General features: G+C 59.8%; 15 protein-coding genes. 7 read left to right on the forward strand and 8 right to left on the reverse strand.

Features of this window, described 5'->3' with window-relative positions; translation table 11 throughout:
• Positions 1 to 12 precede the first annotated feature (12 nt).
• The 3 genes from D882_RS0129340 to D882_RS0129350 all read left to right on the forward strand — a co-directional run bounded on the left by D882_RS0129340 (position 13) and on the right by D882_RS0129350 (position 2,851).
• Positions 13 to 1,038, forward strand: a complete 1,026-nt coding sequence (locus tag D882_RS0129340) for a putative 2-aminoethylphosphonate ABC transporter substrate-binding protein (RefSeq protein ID WP_027926521.1) — start codon at positions 13 to 15, stop codon at positions 1,036 to 1,038.
• A gap of 122 nt (positions 1,039 to 1,160) precedes the next feature.
• Positions 1,161 to 2,294 (forward strand): TIGR03364 family FAD-dependent oxidoreductase, encoded by a 1,134-nt coding sequence (locus D882_RS0129345; RefSeq protein WP_027926522.1) that lies wholly within the window; start codon positions 1,161 to 1,163, stop codon positions 2,292 to 2,294.
• Positions 2,294 to 2,851 carry a phosphonate degradation HD-domain oxygenase gene (locus tag D882_RS0129350; RefSeq protein ID WP_027926523.1) on the forward strand — a complete coding sequence of 186 codons (558 nt, stop codon included), beginning with the start codon at positions 2,294 to 2,296 and terminating at the stop codon, positions 2,849 to 2,851. Before D882_RS0129345 ends, D882_RS0129350 begins: the two co-directional genes overlap by 1 nt.
• Before the next feature lie 119 nt (positions 2,852 to 2,970).
• On the opposite strand, the gene D882_RS0129355 is transcribed toward D882_RS0129350, so the two are convergent.
• On the reverse strand, positions 2,971 to 4,347 hold the full coding sequence (locus D882_RS0129355; protein WP_027926524.1) for a GTPase/DUF3482 domain-containing protein: 1,377 nt from the start codon (positions 4,345 to 4,347) through the stop codon (positions 2,971 to 2,973).
• The gene (locus D882_RS0129360) at positions 4,340 to 5,710 is read right to left on the reverse strand and encodes a DUF2868 domain-containing protein (protein ID WP_027926525.1); all 1,371 of its coding nucleotides are present in this window, start codon (positions 5,708 to 5,710) and stop codon (positions 4,340 to 4,342) included. The genes D882_RS0129355 and D882_RS0129360 overlap by 8 nt, the downstream gene beginning before the upstream one ends.
• Before the next feature lie 97 nt (positions 5,711 to 5,807).
• On the opposite strand from D882_RS0129360, the gene D882_RS0129365 reads away from it, so the two are divergent.
• The gene (locus tag D882_RS0129365) at positions 5,808 to 6,320 is read left to right on the forward strand and encodes a dihydrofolate reductase (protein ID WP_027926526.1); all 513 of its coding nucleotides are present in this window, start codon (positions 5,808 to 5,810) and stop codon (positions 6,318 to 6,320) included.
• Between the two features lie 122 nt (positions 6,321 to 6,442).
• Here the strand turns inward: D882_RS0129365 and D882_RS0129370 are convergent, their stop codons facing one another.
• A complete protein-coding gene (locus D882_RS0129370; protein WP_027926527.1) occupies positions 6,443 to 7,834 on the reverse strand; it encodes an L-cystine transporter in 1,392 nt (463 codons plus the stop codon).
• A gap of 242 nt (positions 7,835 to 8,076) precedes the next feature.
• On the opposite strand from D882_RS0129370, the gene D882_RS0129375 reads away from it, so the two are divergent.
• Positions 8,077 to 9,132 (forward strand): phosphorylcholine phosphatase, encoded by a 1,056-nt coding sequence (locus D882_RS0129375; RefSeq protein ID WP_027926528.1) that lies wholly within the window; start codon positions 8,077 to 8,079, stop codon positions 9,130 to 9,132.
• A 187-nt stretch (positions 9,133 to 9,319) separates the two neighbouring features.
• Here the strand turns inward: D882_RS0129375 and ilvD are convergent, their stop codons facing one another.
• The 5 genes from ilvD to D882_RS0129400 form a co-directional block, all read right to left on the reverse strand.
• Positions 9,320 to 11,161: a dihydroxy-acid dehydratase gene (gene ilvD / locus D882_RS0129380; protein WP_027926529.1), complete on the reverse strand. Its 1,842-nt coding sequence runs from the start codon at positions 11,159 to 11,161 to the stop codon at positions 9,320 to 9,322.
• Positions 11,162 to 11,434: 273 nt separating this feature from the next.
• A complete protein-coding gene (locus D882_RS0129385; protein ID WP_050590261.1) occupies positions 11,435 to 12,619 on the reverse strand; it encodes an MFS transporter in 1,185 nt (394 codons plus the stop codon).
• Positions 12,612 to 13,589 (reverse strand): diiron oxygenase, encoded by a 978-nt coding sequence (locus D882_RS0129390; RefSeq protein ID WP_027926531.1) that lies wholly within the window; start codon positions 13,587 to 13,589, stop codon positions 12,612 to 12,614. Before D882_RS0129390 ends, D882_RS0129385 begins: the two co-directional genes overlap by 8 nt.
• Positions 13,586 to 14,665, reverse strand: a complete 1,080-nt coding sequence (locus tag D882_RS0129395; protein WP_027926532.1) for a SagB family peptide dehydrogenase — start codon at positions 14,663 to 14,665, stop codon at positions 13,586 to 13,588. Before D882_RS0129395 ends, D882_RS0129390 begins: the two co-directional genes overlap by 4 nt.
• Before the next feature lie 424 nt (positions 14,666 to 15,089).
• Positions 15,090 to 16,286, reverse strand: coding sequence for a class I SAM-dependent rRNA methyltransferase (locus D882_RS0129400; protein ID WP_007945535.1), 1,197 nt, complete (start codon positions 16,284 to 16,286; stop codon positions 15,090 to 15,092).
• Between the two features lie 229 nt (positions 16,287 to 16,515).
• Between D882_RS0129400 and D882_RS0129405 the strand changes: the two genes are divergently transcribed.
• Positions 16,516 to 17,331 (forward strand): HDOD domain-containing protein, encoded by an 816-nt coding sequence (locus D882_RS0129405; RefSeq protein ID WP_172825965.1) that lies wholly within the window; start codon positions 16,516 to 16,518, stop codon positions 17,329 to 17,331.
• A gap of 28 nt (positions 17,332 to 17,359) precedes the next feature.
• Positions 17,360 to 18,172 (forward strand): bifunctional DNA-formamidopyrimidine glycosylase/DNA-(apurinic or apyrimidinic site) lyase, encoded by an 813-nt coding sequence (gene mutM / locus D882_RS0129410; protein WP_027926534.1) that lies wholly within the window; start codon positions 17,360 to 17,362, stop codon positions 18,170 to 18,172.
• Positions 18,173 to 18,204: the final 32 nt, after the last annotated feature.

Consider the following 18,204-nt stretch of genomic DNA (forward strand, 5'->3'; position numbering starts at 1 on the left):
AGGAAAACGATCATGTTCAAGCCCCTGGCCCTGGCCGCTGCTGTTCTCTCCGCTTTTAGCCTGAACGCCTTCGCGGCGAAAACCGAGTTGACGGTGTACACCGCCCTCGAAGCCGAGCAGTTGACCGCTTACAAGGCCGCTTTCGAAAAGACCAACCCGGACGTCGAGATCAAGTGGGTACGTGATTCCACCGGCATCATCACTGCCAAGTTGCTGGCCGAAAAAGCTCGCCCACAAGCCGACGCCGTCTGGGGCCTGGCCGCTTCGAGCCTGGCGATCCTCGACCAGCAAGGCATGCTGCAAAGCTACGCGCCGAAAGACCTGGGCAAAATCGGCGGCAACTACCGCGACGCCGCCAACCCACCCGCCTGGGTCGGCATGGATGTCTGGGCCGCGACCATTTGCTTCAACACCGTCGAAGCCGAGAAGCAGGGCCTGAGCAAACCCGTGAGCTGGCAAGACCTGACCAAGCCTGAGTACAAAGGCAAAATCGTGATGCCTAACCCGGCCTCGTCCGGCACCGGCTTCCTCGACGTCAGCGCCTGGCTGCAAACCTTCGGCGAGAAGCAGGGCTGGCAGTACATGGACGACCTGCACCAGAACATCGGCCAGTACGTTCACTCCGGCTCCAAGCCTTGCAAACTGGCGGCTGCCGGCGAATTCCCGATCGGTATTTCCTTTGAATATCCGGCCGTGCAGCTGAAGCGCCAAGGCGCACCGCTGGACATCATCCTGCCGAAAGAAGGCCTGGGCTGGGAGATCGAGGCAACGGCTGTGATCAAAGGCACGCCGCATGAAGAGGCGGCGAAGAAACTGGCTGACTTCTCGGCAAGCCCTGCGGCGATGGAGCTCTACAAAGAGAACTTCGCGGTACTGGCTCAGCCGGGTATCGCCAAGCCGCAGACTGAATTGCCGGCGGATTATGAGCAGCGTCTGATCAAGAACGACTTTGCCTGGGCTTCCAAGAACCGTGACGAGATCCTGACCGAATGGCGCAAGCGCTATGACGGCAAGTCCGAGAAAGTGGTTGCCAAGTAACCGACTCACATTCTGTGGCGAGGGAGCTTGCTCCCGTTGGACTGCGCAGCAGGCCCATTTTCAGGGCCGCTACGCGCCCCAGCGGGAGCAAGCTCCCTCGCCACAAAAAGCGGGATTACGCCATGACACACCACAACGACCTGCTGATCGTAGGCGCCGGCATCCTCGGCCTGTCCCACGCTTACGCCGCTGCCCGACGCGGTCTGAAAGTCACCGTTTTCGAACGCAGCGAAACGCCCTTGGGCGCCTCGGTGCGCAACTTCGGCCAGGCCCTCGTCACCGGCCAGCCGCCGGGCCCGATGCTTGAACTGGCCAAGGCCAGCCGCGAGATCTGGGGCCAATGGGCACAACTCGCCGGCCTGCAACTCAAGCGCAACGGCTCATACCTGTTCGCCCGCACCGAAGCCGAAGAACACCTGCTGGAAGCGTTCTGCGCCGGTCGCGCCGTGGAGCACAGCTACCGCGTCGAACTGCTGCGCGGCGCTGCCTTGCGTGATCTGTACCGCGGCCAGTTCACCCATCACCGCGCCGCGTTGCACGGGATGGACGATCAGCAGTTGTATTCCCGCGAAGCCATTCCGGCGCTGATCGACTACCTGCGCCGCGAACTCAGCGTGACCTTTCACTTTTCGACCCTGGTCCGCGACATCGAACCGGGCCGCTTGCACAGCACCGCCGGCACTTTCAGCGCCGAGCAGATCATCGTCTGTTCCGGCCACGATTATCAGACGTTGCTGGCCGAACAGATTGCAGCACTCAACCCGCAAATCTGTCGCCTGCAAATGCTTCGCGCCCGCCCGCAGATCAACCTCAACCTGCAACACGCGTTGCTCACCGGTTTGAGTTGCGTGCATTACGGCGCCTTTGCCGATCTGCCGGAAGCGGCGGCGGTGCAGGCGCAAATTCTGCGAGACGAGCCGCACCTGCATGACAACGGCATTCACCTGCTGATCAGCCCGACGCCGTACGGCGAATTGATCATCGGCGACTCCCACCATTACGGCAGCGATCCGTCGCCGTTCAACGCCGAGCAAGTGGACGACTGGATGATCGAACTGGCCGAACAGACGCTGGGCTGCAAGGTGCAAGTGGTCGAACGCTGGCAGGGTGTCTATGGTTCACGGGGGCCGGGGCCGTTTTCGTTCCTGCGTCCGGCACCGGGATTGAGCGTGGCGCTGATGCACACCGGCGTCGGTATGAGTGTCGGGCCCGCATTGGCTGAACGTAATGTGGCGACTTTGTTGGGAGAGCGTTGATGAGCAACCACGAACAGGTGATTGCCGACGTGTTCGGTCTGTACGAGCGTTTTGGCGACAGCGACTACATCGGCGAACCGGTGTCGCAGATCGAGCACATGTCTCAGGCCGCACAATTGGCGATGGCCGAAGGCTTCGATGATGAAGTGGTGTTGGCTGCTTTTTTTCACGACATCGGGCACATCTGCGCCGAAAGCGCCGAGAACATGGGCGGCTTTGGCGTGGTCAGCCACGAACGACTAGGTGCCGATTACCTGCGCCGTGCCGGTTTCGGCGAACGCATGGCGCGACTGGTGGAATACCACGTGCAGGCCAAGCGTTATCTGACGCTCAAAGAGCCGGGGTACTACGAGCGCTTGAGTGAGGCCAGCCGTCGCACGTTGGAGTATCAGGGTGGCGTGATGACACCGGCTGAGGCCGAAGCCTTCGAACAGGACCCTCTGTGCGAGGTCAGTTTGCGCATGCGTCAGTGGGATGAGTTGGCCAAGGGCATGGGCGTACCGGTGATGGATCTTCGTCTCTTGAAAGAAAAGGCGGCGCGACTGTTGGCGGAGTAGAGCCTCATGACCAGGTGGCTGCCATCGCGAGCAGGCTCACTCCTAGAGGGGGAACGCATTCCCATGTGGGCGCGAGCCTGCTCGCGAAGGGGCCGCCCAAACACCCCAGGCATCAAGGCTCACAACTGCTGCGCCAATACCTCTACCTGCTCCTGCCTTTGCGCCTGATTCAACTTCACCTGTGGATTCAGCGACGACCACTGCGGATGCGCCCGCGCCTTGTTCAGTGCCTCGGGTAACTTGCCTTCGCGCCAGGTCTTGTCCTGGGGCGTGGCGACCTGAATGCTGTCCATGGCCGCATGCCCGCGCGCGTTCAGCGCCTGCAACAACTGACGCTGACGCAACGCCAACAACCGCAATACGCTGTCATCGATGGTCAGTTCTCGCTGGCCTTTGATCTTGCCGATTAACCGGCTGCCATAGCTGCGCGCGGTTTGCAGTGCGCCACCGGCAATCGCGCCGGCCAATGCTGCCGCACCCAGGGTCAGGCCGCCCACCAGCAAGTCGACCCCGGCCCCGGCTGCCGCGCCAGCGGCGATCCCGCTGCCGACCCGTACACCCAGCTGTTTCAAGGTTTCCGGGTTAAACAAATCATCGCCCCAACGGCCATCGAGCAGCGGTAAATCACTGGCCGCCGCATCCTGTGGGCGAAAGGCGTAAAGCTTGAGCAGCGCTTCAACGCAGCGTTGTTCGCGCTGGCGCACGGCTTTGTGCAGTTCGCTGATGGCGTGCCGTTCCTGCTCTGCATCGCTGGCGACGCTGCGTCGGCAGGCGGCGCAATCAATCAACAATTCGGCAATCAACCGGACTGCACTCTGATGACGGGCGAGGCGCTGGGCCTGTTGATCGGCGATCAAGCGTTCAAGCTGTTCACGGGAATTTTCCAGCAGCAGCGCGAGGCTTTCATAGAGGCGACGTTCGCCATCCTCCGGCGGTGCGACGCTGTCGAAACGCACCAGTGCATGCAAGCCCAAACGCGCCAACGCTTCACGCCAATCCGGCTCGCGGTGGTTGGCGCTGCTGACAAAATTCAGCACCGGCAGCAGCGGCTTGCCACAACTGGCCAGCACTTCCAGTTCGTCGCGGTACTTGGCCAACACCGGTTCGCGAGCGTCGATCACGTAGAGGCCGGCGTCGCAGGTGAGCAGTTGCCGCAGCACTTTGGCTTCCTGCTCAAAGCGCTGCCGGGCTTCGCTGCCCTCAAGGAATCGCGCCAGGCGCGCCGGGCCGTCGAGGCGTTCGCCGGGACGCTCCAGGCGTTCGAGGTAGTCGAGCAGGGCGATGGCGTCTTCGAGGCCGGGGGTGTCGTAGAGGTCGAGCAGCGGCTCGCCCTCCACCGACAAGCGTGCGCCTTCGACGTGACGCGTGGTGCTGGGACGATGGGACACTTCGCCGAAGCCGACATCGCGGGTCAGGGTGCGCAGCAATGAGGTTTTGCCTACGTTGGTGTGGCCAACCACAGCGAGCTTCAACGGGGCCTTCCAGGCGTTACTCATGACCGGTCTCCAGCCAGTTCATCGGCGCACAATCGGCGAACGGCAACTCCAGTTGCTGCAATGCGACGTGCCAGTCACCCAGCCGTTCGGCGTCCAGCGCTTCGCCGGGTGGCGCTTGCAGCAGCCAGACGCGAGTGGCGGCAGCATTGCGCGCCAGTTCGGCGATCAGCGCCAGGCTGCCGCGGTCCGGCGAGCGCCGCGGGTCGCAAGCGATGAGCAGGCGTGCGGGCGGAAAGCGGCTCAATTGTTCGAGGAGTCGGTGGCGCGATTCACGGCTGTCGAGTATTCCGGCGTTGCCCACGGTCTTCGGCAATTGCGGTGGCCACGGGCGTTGGTCATCGAGTTCGATGGCGACCAGCAGGGCACCGTCGCTTTGCTGGTCGGTGACACCGCTTTCGACGCGATGCAGTTTCTCCGGTGCGGCGTCGCTGATGCCCAGGCGTTCGCTGGTGGGCATCAATCGCTCGCGCAACTGGGCGTAGCCGGGCAGGTTCAGGTCCAGATGCAGTTTTGCCTGGCCGGTTTTCCAGCGCCACCGACAAAACAGCATCAGCAGCAAACGCGGCAGCACACCGTAGATCAACAGGACGCCAACCAGCCAGGCGGCCCAGGCCTGTCGAGCACTTTCGATGTTCAGCGCGGCATCGCCGCTGGCGCGGATCATTTCCACGGTAGGCACGCTGAAGCCGAGCAGGGCCGGGAGCGCGCCGAGGGCCTGAGTCATGGCGACGAAGGTGTCGCCGCTCAGAATGGTGGTTTCCCAGACGAAGCCGTAGCGTCGGGTCGCCATCAGCGTCAGCAGAATCGCCAAGGCGCTGAGCATCGCCAGCAGCCACAAACCGTTGATTAGCGTACCGACCGCCCAGCGATTGAGTTTGTGCCGTTGCAATAACAGCAGGAGGGCCGGGGCCAGTTGCGCGGCTTTGGCGTCGCGGGCGAGTTTTTCGCTGAGCCACAACCATAAGCGCCCGAGGGTGGCGCCGTGTTCACCCGCGAACATCAGGCCCAGCGCCCAGCTCAGTAACAGAATCAGGTTCAGCCCGAGCAGACTGCCCAGGGCCCAGAACACATTCACCGGGGTTTGCCCGTCACCCATCGCGGCGAAAGCCAGACCGGCACCGCTCACCACGGCCAGCACCGCCATCACGATCAGCGCCAGTCGCGCACCTTGCAGCCAGTGTTGCAGGGCGTTGGCCAAACCATCGCGTTCGGCCAGCCACACGGCCCGCCGTTGAATCCGTGTCGGCAAGTCACCACCAGCACTTCGGGCCAGTCGGTTGGCTTCCGTGTCTTCCAGCGGGCCGGCGTGTTCTTCACGCAGGCGCACGGTTTCGGTCAGCCAGAGGTTGTTCAGCTCAGTCACGCGGCATCCCGTCGCTTAGATTGAGTCGTGAGCATAACCGCTGTGGCGCTGGTCGGGGTAAGTTGCGGGATGTTGAGCCTCTGGTATCCTCACTCGAATGAACAATACTCTTCCTTTATGTCTGATCGCGGCACTTGGCGAAAACCGAGTGATTGGCGTCAACAACAGCATGCCCTGGCACTTGCCGGGGGATTTCAAGTATTTCAAAACTACGACCCTCGGTAAGCCGATCATTATGGGGCGCAAGACTTGGGATTCCCTTGGTCGTCCATTACCCGGTCGATTAAACATTGTGGTTAGCCGGCAAGTAGATCTGCGGCTGGAAGGAGCGGAAGTTTATCCATCGCTTGAGGCTGCAGTGGCTCGTGCTGAAGAGTGGGCACTCGAACAAGGGGCGCAGGAACTGATGTTGATTGGTGGTGCGCAACTGTATGAGCAGGCGCTACCGCATGCAGATCGTCTGTATTTGACTCGCGTGGATCTAAATCCTGAAGGGGATGCTTGGTTTCCAGAGATTAGTCCTTACAACTGGGAACAAACTACCTTCGTTCAAAATCCAGCGGAAGGCGACAAGCCTGCTTACCGTTTCGAAGTCTGGGAAAAAGCCTAAAAGCATCACGGGCAAGCCCGGCTCCTACAGGGGTTTGAGGTGAAACACACAATGTGTGAGCACCGCTGATCCCTGTGGGAGCCGGGCTTGCCCGCGATGGGGCCGGTCCTGTTGATGAAGACTTAAGCGTGAGCCAACTCCGAATGCTCATCCGCATCCAGCAATTCTTTATCCGTCTGCTGCATGATCTGGCTGGTAATCGCCCCCGCCGTCATCGATCCACTGACGTTCAGCGCCGTGCGTCCCATGTCAATCAGCGGTTCGACCGAAATCAGCAACGCCACCAGTGACACCGGCAAGCCCATCGCCGGCAACACGATCAACGCGGCGAATGTCGCCCCGCCGCCCACACCCGCCACACCGGCCGAACTCAGCGTCACGATCGCTACCAACGTCGCGATCCATAGCGGGTCCAGCGGGTTGATGCCCACGGTCGGCGCGACCATCACCGCCAACATCGCCGGGTACAGACCGGCACAGCCGTTCTGGCCAATGGTCGCTCCGAACGACGCGGCGAAGCTGGCGATGGATTGCGGAATACCCAAACGGCGGGTCTGTGCTTCGATGCTCAACGGAATCGTCGCCGCGCTCGAGCGGCTGGTGAACGCAAACGTCAGCACCGGCCAGACTTTGCGGAAGAACCGCAACGGGTTGATCCCGGCCGCCGACACCAGCAGACCATGGACCACAAACATCAGACCCAGGCCGATGTAGGACACCACGACAAAACTGCCGAGCTTGATGATGTCTTGCAGGTTGGAACCGGCGACCACTTTGGTCATCAGCGCCAGCACGCCGTACGGGGTCAGTTTCATCACCAGGCGCACCAGACGCATCACCCAGGCTTGCAGGGTGTCGATGGCGTTGATCACTTTCTGACCTTTCTCGACGTCATCCTTGAGCAATTGCAAGGCGGCGACGCCGAGGAAAGCCGCAAAAATCACCACGCTGATGATCGAGGTCGGTTTGGCGCGCGCCAGATCGGCGAACGGGTTTTGCGGGATGAACGAGAGCAACAGCTGCGGCACGTTCAGCTCCGCTACCTTGCCGGCGTAGTCGGTCTGGATGGTTTGCAGGCGCGCCATTTCCTGGGTGCCGGCCACCAGGCCTTCGGCGGTCAGGCCAAACAGGTTGGTCAGACCGATGCCGATCAACGCCGCGATGGCGGTGGTGAACAGCAGCGTGCCAATGGTCAGGAAGCTGATCTTGCCCAATGACGACGCATTGTGCAGACGGGCCACGGCGCTGAGGATCGAGGCGAACACCAGCGGGATCACGATCATTTGCAGCAACTGCACGTAACCGTTACCCACCAGATCGAACCAGCCGATCGAGGCTTTCAGGACCGGATTGCCGGCGCCATAAACGGTGTGCAGCGCCACACCAAACACCACGCCCAACACCAGGGCGAGCAGGACTTTTTTTGCCAGGCTCCAGGTGGTGTGGCGGGTTTGTGCCAGGCCAAAAAGCAGGGCAAGGAACACCAGCAGATTGAGGATCAGCGGCAGATTCATAAAAACTCCGATCAGACATGTGCCAGCTACCTTCCGGGGCAGCCGCGAACCGGAAAGCCTAACAGCTTGATATCTAATGAATTAATACCAAAATCAGAGGTGAACTGTCGTTTTTGGAATAAGCCGGTGTCGCTGTCGGGGATGCAGCTGGCGCGATGGGTACGGTAACGGTCGCTGACAGACGAGGACTGTCACACTTATTTGTTAGCGTCGATGTCTTTCACATTCAGGGAGAGTCGTCGATGAAATTCATACCAAAAATGCTGGCTGCAGCCATTTGCCTGGGCCTTGCGGGCCAGGCATTCGCCACCGATTTGAAACACTGGCCAGCCGATCAGGCCAAGGCGCTGGATGCAATGATTGCCGCCAACGCCAACAAAGGTAACTACGCGGTGTTCGACATGGACAACACCAGTTACCGCTACGACCTCGAAGAGTCGTTGCTGCCCTATATGGAGAACAAGGGCCTGATCACCCGCGACAAACTCGACCCTTCCCTGAAACTGATTCCGTTCAAGGACACTGCTGACCACAAGGAAAGCCTGTTCAGCTACTACTACCGCCTCTGCGAAATTGACGACATGGTGTGCTACCCATGGGTTGCGCAAGTGTTCTCCGGCTTCACCCTTAAAGAACTCAAAGGTTATGTCGACGAGCTGATGGCGTCCGGCAAACCGGTGCCGGCTACTTACTACGACGGTGATGTGGTCAAGAAACTCGACGTCAACCCGCCGAAAGTCTTCACCGGCCAGGCTGAGCTGTACAACAAGCTGATGGAGAACGGCATCGAGGTCTATGTGATGACCGCCGCCTCCGAAGAGCTGGTGCGCATGGTCGCTTCCGATCCGAAGTACGGCTACAACGTCAAACCGCAGAACGTCATCGGCGTGAGCCTGCTGCTGAAGGATCCGAAGTCTGGCGAGCTGACCACCGCGCGCAAGCAGATCACCGCCGGCAAGTATGACGAGAAGGCTAACCTTGGCCTTGAACTGACCCCGTACCTGTGGACCCCTGCGACCTGGATGGCGGGTAAGCAAGCAGCGATCCTGACTTACATCGATGAGTGGAAAAAACCGGTCCTGGTTGGCGGCGACACCCCGAGCAGCGATGGTTACATGCTGTTCCACAGCGTCGACGTGGCCAAGGGTGGCATTCACTTGTGGGTTAACCGCAAGGACAAATACATGACCCAGATTAACGGCATGATGGCCAAGAATGCGGCGGCCCAGGCCAAGGAAGGGCTTGAGGTTACGGCGGACAAGAACTGGGTGATCGTGAAACCGGAAGAGATCCAGTAAAGGTAAACGCACGGTCCATGTGGGAGCTGGCTTGCCTGCGATAGTCTCGACGCGGTTAGTCAGATAGACCGAGTTGTCCGCATCGCAGGCAAGCCAGTTCCCACCGTTGATCTCCAGTGTTTGGGGGGATCGTGGTCAAAAAAATGCCCCGCACTTGGCGGGGCATTTTTATTTCTGCGATTGACGCTTACAGCCCGTCGAGCATCGCCTTGTTACGTACAGCACCCTTGTCGGCGCTGGTCGCCAGCAGGGCGTAGGCTTTCAGTGCGGTGGTCACCTTGCGTGGACGTTTTTCCACAGGCTTCCAGCCTTTCTGATCTTGCTCGGCACGACGCCCGGCCATTTCTTCGTCGCTGATCAACAGGTTGATCGAGCGGTTTGGAATGTCGATCAGCACTTTGTCGCCGTCCTGCACCAGGCCAATCGCACCGCCCGCTGCTGCTTCTGGCGAAGCGTGGCCGATGGACAGGCCCGAGGTGCCGCCGGAGAAGCGGCCGTCGGTGAGCAGGGCGCAGGCTTTGCCCAGGCCTTTGGATTTCAGGTAAGACGTCGGGTACAGCATTTCCTGCATGCCCGGGCCGCCTTTCGGGCCTTCGTAACGAATGATCACGATGTCGCCGGCCTTCACTTCGTCAGCGAGGATGCCGCGTACGGCGCTGTCCTGGCTTTCGAAGATCTTCGCGTTGCCTTCGAAGACGTGGATCGACTCGTCGACGCCCGCGGTTTTCACTACGCAGCCATCCAATGCGATGTTGCCGTAGAGGACGGCCAGGCCGCCTTCTTTCGAGTAAGCGTGCTCGACGCTGCGGATGCAGCCGTTTTCACGGTCGTCGTCGAGGGTTTCCCAACGGGTCGACTGACTGAACGCGGTTTGCGTCGGAATGCCTGCCGGGCCGGCCTTGAAGAAGTGATGCACCGCTTCGTCGTCAGTCTGGGTGATGTCCCACTTGGCAATGCCTTCGGCCAGGGTCTTGCTGTGCACGGTCGGCAGGTCGGTGTGCAACAGGCCGCCACGGGCCAGGGAGCCGAGGATGCTGAAGATCCCGCCGGCACGGTGCACGTCTTCCATGTGGTACTTCTGGATGTTCGGCGCGACTTTGCACAGTTGCGGCACGTGACGGGACAGGCGGTCGATGTCGCGCAGGTCGAAATCGATCTCGGCTTCCTGGGCCGCGGCCAGCAAGTGCAGGATGGTGTTGGTGGAACCGCCCATGGCGATGTCCAGCGTCATGGCATTTTCGAACGCCTTGAAGTTGGCGATGTTGCGCGGCAGTACCGACTCGTCGTTCTCGGTGTAATAACGCTTGCACAGCTCGACGATGGTGCGCCCGGCCTGCAGGAACAATTGCTCACGGTCGCTGTGGGTGGCCAGGGTCGAACCGTTGCCCGGCAACGCCAGGCCCAGGGCTTCGACCAGGCAGTTCATTGAGTTGGCGGTGAACATGCCGGAGCACGAACCGCACGTTGGGCAGGCGCTGCGCTCGTACTCAGCGACTTTCTCGTCAGAAGCGCTGGAGTCGGCGGCGATCACCATGGCGTCGACGAGGTCGAGACCGTGGCTGGCCAGTTTGGTCTTGCCGGCTTCCATCGGGCCGCCGGACACGAAGATCACCGGGATGTTCAGGCGCAGGGACGCCATCAACATGCCAGGGGTGATCTTGTCGCAGTTGGAGATGCAGACGATGGCGTCGGCGCAGTGGGCGTTGACCATGTACTCGACGGAGTCGGCGATGATCTCCCGGCTCGGCAGCGAATACAGCATGCCGTCGTGGCCCATGGCGATGCCGTCATCCACGGCGATGGTGTTGAATTCTTTGGCTACACCGCCGGCGCGTTCGATTTCGCGGGCGACCAGTTGGCCCAGGTCCTTGAGGTGGACGTGGCCCGGTACGAACTGGGTGAAGGAGTTGGCAATGGCGATGATCGGCTTTTTGAAGTCGTCATCTTTCATCCCCGTGGCGCGCCACAGTGCGCGGGCGCCGGCCATGTTGCGACCGTGGGTGGATGTTTTCGAGCGGTAATCAGGCATGAAGCACTCCGGGCGGTTAATCAGTTATCAAAAGGGAAGTGAGCTTCTATTGACGTCTGGAACACTCAGAAATGGCCGTGTGTCCGGAAGTTGCCGATAACTTTGCGGGATCGCCGCGCGCTTCAGCTTGAGCTCATAAACCCGCCGGGGGATGACTGGCGATGAATGTCGCGATTCTACACGGCTGGCGTCAGGAGGGAATGGCTGCCGCTTTGGAGATAGTGCTGACAAGACGTGTGGACAGGGTTGTCGGCATGTTGCCCTGATGCGCAGTTAGCGGCGACTGATCAGGGCGTTCAGGCCGATACCCACCGCACTCAAAATCAAAAAGCACACGGCCAGGGCCGTGGTCAGGTAGGCGCTGGCCAGGTTGATCACGGCGCTGATCAAGCCGCCACACATGAAAATCAGCAGGCTGCCGGCCGAGGTCGCGGTACCCGCGTATTGGGGGTAGAGGCTCATCGCCCTGGAGTTGGCGATGGGGCGGCAAATGGTGGTGCCGGCAGTACAGATCAGCATGGGAATCAGCACCGTGGCGGCGGACAGGCCAAACTGCCAGACCAGCCATGGCATCACCAGGCCCGAGAGGGCAATCAGGCCCAAGCCGATATTGATTTGCCTGTCGCCCTCCATATGGCGATGCAGGAGGCTGGCGATAATTCCGCCGACCACATACGCGACGCCGTACAGCAACAGCGCCCAGGCGAACTGATAGGCGGAAAGCTTCAGGTGCTCCATGAACAGGAGTGGGGAAATGACAATGAACGAGAAATGGCAGGCGAAGGCGAGACCGGATATCAGCCAGTAACCCGTAAAGCGGATGTCGCCAAGCAGCAGCCAATAAGCGCCGAAGATTCGCCGGGGCGATGGAACACTGCTACGGCTTTCTTTCAGCAGGAAGCAGGACCTCAACCAGACAATAATGGCCAGGCCGATGAACACATAAAAACTGCCCTGCCAGCCCACATGCAACTGTAGCCAAGTGCCGATCAGCGGCGAACTGGAAATGAATATCCCGCCGGCGGTTGCCATCCAGATTCGCAGTCGTTCCAGTTCGCGGCCGAAGAACAGGTCCTGGACCAGTGCCTGTGACAAAGCAAACGACCCGCAGCCCATCGCCTGTATAACGCGAAAGAACAGAAACCAGGCGTAATCGCTGACGAGCAGACAACCTGTTGCACCCAGGGCAGCCAGAGCAATTCCCCCTAGCAGCAGTTTTTTGCGGCCGAACCTGTCGGACAGCGGTCCGATCAGCAGCAGTGAAAACGCCAGGCCGATGGCAAAGAGGCTGACGGACAACGCTATATCGACAGGCGTAGTGCGGAAGTGGTCGGAGAGCGCGGGAAAGGAAGGAAGCACGACGTCGAGGGGGAAAACAGCAAGCAGCGTCATGGCCATCAACAGAATGACCATGGCCCGGCTTTCTTTGACCTGGGTTGCGTCGATAACACTATTCATCAAGAAGCCCGGCTTTGGTGAAGAGTTTCCGGTTGTAAGGCAGGTCGAAGAACCCGGCGTTTTTCAGGGCGCTCAGGGTCGCGCTGGCGCCCGAACGGGTCCGTTGCAGAGTGGCATGCGCATCGGACAGTCCTTCAGTGATTTCCAGGCAGACTGTCTCCCTGAGGCCGACACCGCGAAAGCTTGCCCTCAGCCAATGCTCATCGATCTCAAAGAAAACCCGAATGAGCTCCGGGAGCAGACCCGCGCAGAACAGGCGTTGGGCGCTGGTCAGGTGCAGCCACAGATAATGGAACACTTCGCAGAAATAGCGACTGTGTCGCGCCTCGTCGGCGAGGTGGTCCCTGAGCATTTCCTGAACGCCGTCCACCAACGCATCGCGACAGATGTCGAGCAGATCCTTGGCGATGATTGTCTCGGAGACGAAACCGGTGAGGAACCAGGCCAGCGGCTTGTGCTTGTCAGGTGTGCGCTCGAGCAGGGCGTGCAGCCGGGTGATTCGCTGCGGCATGACGGGCCGATCGAACATGCCGTAGAACGCGGCAATCTGCTCGGCGAGGCCATTGGAAAAGAGGGCGTGATAGCCCTCGTCGGTGTAGAGCTGCAGCGCAGCGTTTTTCATCCGCGGGGGAATGCTCACACCGAGTTCTTCATGGACGATGGTTTCGACAGATCGATTAACGATACGGTGTTCGAGCAAGGTGGTGTAGTCGAGGAAATACACCAGATGATTGGCCGACAGTCGATGAGTGATCGCCCGGCCCTCGTCTTTGACGGCCGGGTGGTTCAAATACGGCAGGAAGGCGGGCGGGAACCAATGCCGGGTTTCCAGTTGCTGTTCAATATCGGGCGGCAATAAATAGGTGTGTTTGCTGGTTCGCACCGCGGCGCGGTTATCCCAGTCGCCGAGGGTAAAGCGATCGGCCCAGCCAGTGGGAAGTGTTGCCTGTTCAAGGCGGGTGTCGGTCATGATTGCGGGGCCTTTCGGTTCAGCAACGTTTTCAGTTCCTTGCACAGCACGTCCCCGTCGCTGTTGCCGCAACCGACAAAAAACAAAGGCTGTTCTGCGCTGTCATTGAGGCCGAGCAGCGTCTCGACCTGATCATCGGTCAGGGCGCCGGTCAGCCAGGTGTTAAAGCCGAGCGAGGTGGCCACCAACTGAAAGGTCTGGGAAATATGCCCGGCTTCAACGTAGGCCATTCGATAGGCGCGTGAGTGTTCATATTTCCACCACAGTTTGTCGAATCGACTGGTGATGAACAGGCCCACCGGCAGGTTATTGATGAAGTGTTGCCCGCACAGCAGTTGCCCCAGCGGTCGACCTGGCAGCGGGTTGACGAAGCTCAACGCATGTTCGCTTGGATGGTAGGCATAGAGCCCAGGTTTCAGGCCGCTGACGTTTTGTACGAGCAGGAAGCCTTCACAGGCGTTTAGCCCACCCCCGGAGGGGCTGGTGCGGCGGGCGCCAAGTCCTTCGGCGATGCTTTCGTCGACGTCGTCCTCACGTTCTCGCAAGTAACCGAGGGACAAGTAGAGCAACGTGCTGACCGCTTCGAGTGAGAGGGGCTCGCCGGTGAAGGTTCGGCAGGTTTTTCGGTCAATCAGGGTATTTGCCAGAGTGCTTTGCGGCAGGCATCCAGGTTTCGGCAATGAAATCTTTTCGTCTGCCAGACGTTCCGCCAGACGGGTGTCCGGGGGCGGTGTGGCCAGTACTTCGCTGCAATGGTTCAGATATTCTCTGGACCATTCATGAATATCTTGTGGGGTATGTTGGCAAGGGATGTTCTTGGTGCCGATATGGAATATTTTCGACAGATCATCCCAGCCCCATTCAATATGAGTGGGGGGTGATGTTGTGAGTATTCCTGCTTCGAGAAGTTGGGTGTCTATACTGTTGTTGTGATTGAACTTGTTCGGGTTGTTGGTCAGTTCTGCCAGTCGGGTTGAATAGTCAAGATCCAGTTCGTACTGTTTGTGATTTTTATAATCCCATACTATTTGATCGGGCGTACGCGGAAGTATGAAGAGATAAGGGTTTATCTGCATGATGGGCGGTTCACTCTGGGGTTTTTCTTAGAGAACGCTGGGTAGCCGGCACTCCCCAGCGCTTCATTTACTTAGCGGGCTTTCGGCGCAACCAGAAAAGCCAGGTTGGCGATGGTGTTTGCTTCCAGAGTAATTGCTTTCATGTTTGTAACTCCTTGTCATTGATAATGAGCGTCACTTCAATGTGACAACTCAATCATAGTTGGTAATGAATTCTTATCAAGGAGAGATTGAGTAGGAATGTTCTAGTTATTCTGTCGGATCAATCGAAATGACACCTGAATTTTGTAAGGCATATTCTCCAAAGTGCAAAGCACAGAGAAATGTCCTGCAAGTCGCAAGGATTGCAAGTGTAGGAAGTTGTAGAAATTAATATCGAGTAATAGAACGGGGAGCCGATGGGCTCCCCGTCAAACCGGCGTGATCAGCTGTTTGGCAGCAGGCGGCAGGTGATGCTCTTGATGTAGCGGGTTTCAGCGATGGCCGGGTGAACCGGATGATCCGGGCCCTGAGCGCCGCGCTCCAGCAACTGGATGTTGCGGTCCAGGTGACGCGCGCTGGTCAGCAGGATGTTTTGCAGGTCATCTTCGGGCAGGTGCATCGAGCACGAAGCGCTCACCAGGATGCCGTCTTTGCTGAGCAGGCGCATGGCTTGCTCGTTCAGGCGACGGTAGGCGCCTTCGCCGTTCTTCATGTCTTTCTTGCGTTTGATGAACGCCGGCGGGTCGGCCACGATCACGTCGAAACGTTCTTCGCTGGCTTTCAGCTCTTTGAGGGCTTCGAACACGTCGCCTTCAATGCAGGTCATTTTGTCGGCGAAACCGTTCAGCGCGGCGTTACGCTCGACGCCGTCGAGGGCGAAGGCCGACGCGTCGACGCAGAACACTTCACTGGCGCCGAAGGCGGCCGCTTGTACACCCCAGCCACCGATGTAGCTGTACAGGTCCAGTACGCGTTTGCCTTTGGCATACGGGGCCAGGCGTGCACGGTTCATGCGGTGGTCGTAGAACCAGCCGGTTTTCTGGCCTTGCATGACCGGTGCTTCGAATTTCACGCCGTTTTCTTCCAGCGCTACCCACTCCGGCACCAGGCCGAACACGGTTTCGACGTAGCGGTTGAGGCCTTCGGCATCACGGGCGGCGGAGTCGTTCTTGAACAGAATGCCGCTTGGCTTGAGCACTTGGGTCAACGCGGCGATCACGTCTTCTTTATGGGCTTCCATGGTCGCCGAGGCGATCTGCACCACGAGGATGTCGCCAAAACGGTCGACCACCAGGCCTGGCAGCAGGTCGGAATCGCCGTAGACCAGGCGATAGAACGGCTTGTCAAACAGGCGATCGCGCAGCGACAGGGCGACGTTGATACGGTGGACGAGCAACGACTTGTCCAGCGGCAACTTGATGTCGCGCGACAGCAGGCGGGCGCAGATCAGGTTGTTCGGGCTCATGGCAACAATGCCCAGCGGTTTGCCGCCGGCGGCTTCGAGGATCGCCTGATCACCGGCCTTGAAGCCGTGCAATGGGGTGGCGGCGACATCGATTTCGTTGCTGTAGACCCACAAGTGGCCGTTTCGCAGGCGACGGTCGGCGTTGGCTTTGAGGCGCAGGCTAGGCAGGGACATGACGTCGCTCCGGAAAAAAGAGCGGGAGTATAGCGTGTTGCGCAAGGCCACGGTTTGGTGGATGGACATGCGGTGAAGGTCGCGCCAAAGATGAAACTTCAGCAGATGCGCCCTCCAAGGTGTCGGATCCAACTTTTAGAAGCTAGAATCTGCGCCTGGCCCAGAGTGTGTACTTATGTCCCAAGAGCTGACTACCGAACAGATCCAACAGTCCCTGCAAGGCATCAGCGTGCCCGCCCAGCCGCAAATCATGGTGGATTTGCAGATGGAGCAGTACATGCCCGACCCGGACCTGGAAGTGATCGCGAAGCTGATCTCCCAAGACCCGGGCCTTTCTGGCGCCTTGCTGAAGATCGTCAACTCGCCGTATTACGGCTTGAGCAACAAGATTGCTTCGATCCAGCGGGCGGTGAACCTGCTGGGCAGCCGTTCAATCATCAACCTGATCAACGCCCAGTCGATCAAGGGCGAGATGAATGACGACACCATCGTCACCTTGAACCGCTTCTGGGACACGGCTCAGGATGTGGCAATGACCTGCCTGACGCTGGCCAAGCGCATTGGTGCCCAGGCCGGCGACGAAGCGTACGCGCTGGGCCTGTTCCACGATTGCGGTGTGCCGCTGATGCTGCAGCGTTTCCCCAACTACATGACGGTTCTGGAAGAGGCATATGCCAACGCCAGCGCCGAATGCCGGGTGGTGGACACCGAGAACCGCGTGTTCAACACCAACCACGCCGTGGTCGGTTATTACACCGCCAAATCCTGGCGCCTGCCGGACCACGTAACCGCCGCAATCGCCAATCACCACAACGCGTTGGCGATTTTCAGCGATGAGTCGTCGCGCAATGCCCAGCTGAAGAACCTGCTGGCGATCCTCAAGATGGCCGAACACATTTGTGCGTCCTATCGAGTGCTGGGCAACCAGAACGAAGACCACGAATGGAACAGCATCGGGCCTCTGGTGCTCGACTATGTCGGCCTCTCGGATTACGACTTCGAGACGCTCAAGCAAACCATTCGCGACCTTGGCGCTCATCGCTGAGAGCCGGATAGCCTGATTCGAGTGCACCATGCCTGAACTGCCGGAAGTCGAAACCACCCGCCGCGGAATTGCGCCGCACCTGGAAGGCCAACGGGTCAGCCGGGTGATCGTGCGTGACCGGCGGCTGCGCTGGCCGATTCCCGAAGACCTTGATGTGCGGTTGTCCGGGCAGCGCATCGTGCTGGTGGAACGGCGCGCCAAGTACCTGTTGATCAATGCCGAAGTCGGCACGTTGATCAGCCATTTGGGCATGTCGGGGAATTTGCGGCTGGTGGAAGCCGGCCTGCCGGCGGCCAAGCACGAGCATGTGGACATCGAGCTGGAATCCGGCCTGGCACTGCGTTACACCGATCCGCGACGGTTTGGTGCGATGCTCTGGAGCCTTGACCCGCTCAACCACGAATTACTGATTCGCCTCGGGCCTGAGCCATTGACCGACCTGTTCGATGGCGAGCGCCTGTTCCAGCAGTCTCGCGGACGCTCCATGGCGGTCAAGCCGTTCATCATGGATAACGCCGTGGTGGTGGGCGTTGGCAATATCTATGCGACCGAAGCGCTGTTCGCCGCCGGCATTGATCCGCGCCGCGAAGCCAAGAGCATTTCCCGGGCGCGTTATTTGAAACTGGCGATCGAGATCAAACGCATCCTCGCCGCCGCCATCGAGCGCGGCGGCACCACGTTGCGCGACTTTATCGGCGGTGACGGCCAGCCGGGTTACTTCCAGCAGGAACTGTTCGTGTATGGCCGGGGCCATGAGCCCTGCAAGGTCTGCGGCACGGAGCTGCGGGATGTGAAGCTCGGGCAGCGCGCCAGCGTCTTTTGCCCTCGCTGTCAGAGCTGAAAACTCGCGCGGTCTATAGTCAGTGTTCTCAC

Origin of the sequence: Pseudomonas sp. URMO17WK12:I12, from assembly GCF_000514395.1 — a bacterium.
Taxonomy (GTDB): Bacteria; Pseudomonadota; Gammaproteobacteria; order Pseudomonadales; family Pseudomonadaceae; genus Aquipseudomonas; species Aquipseudomonas mucoides.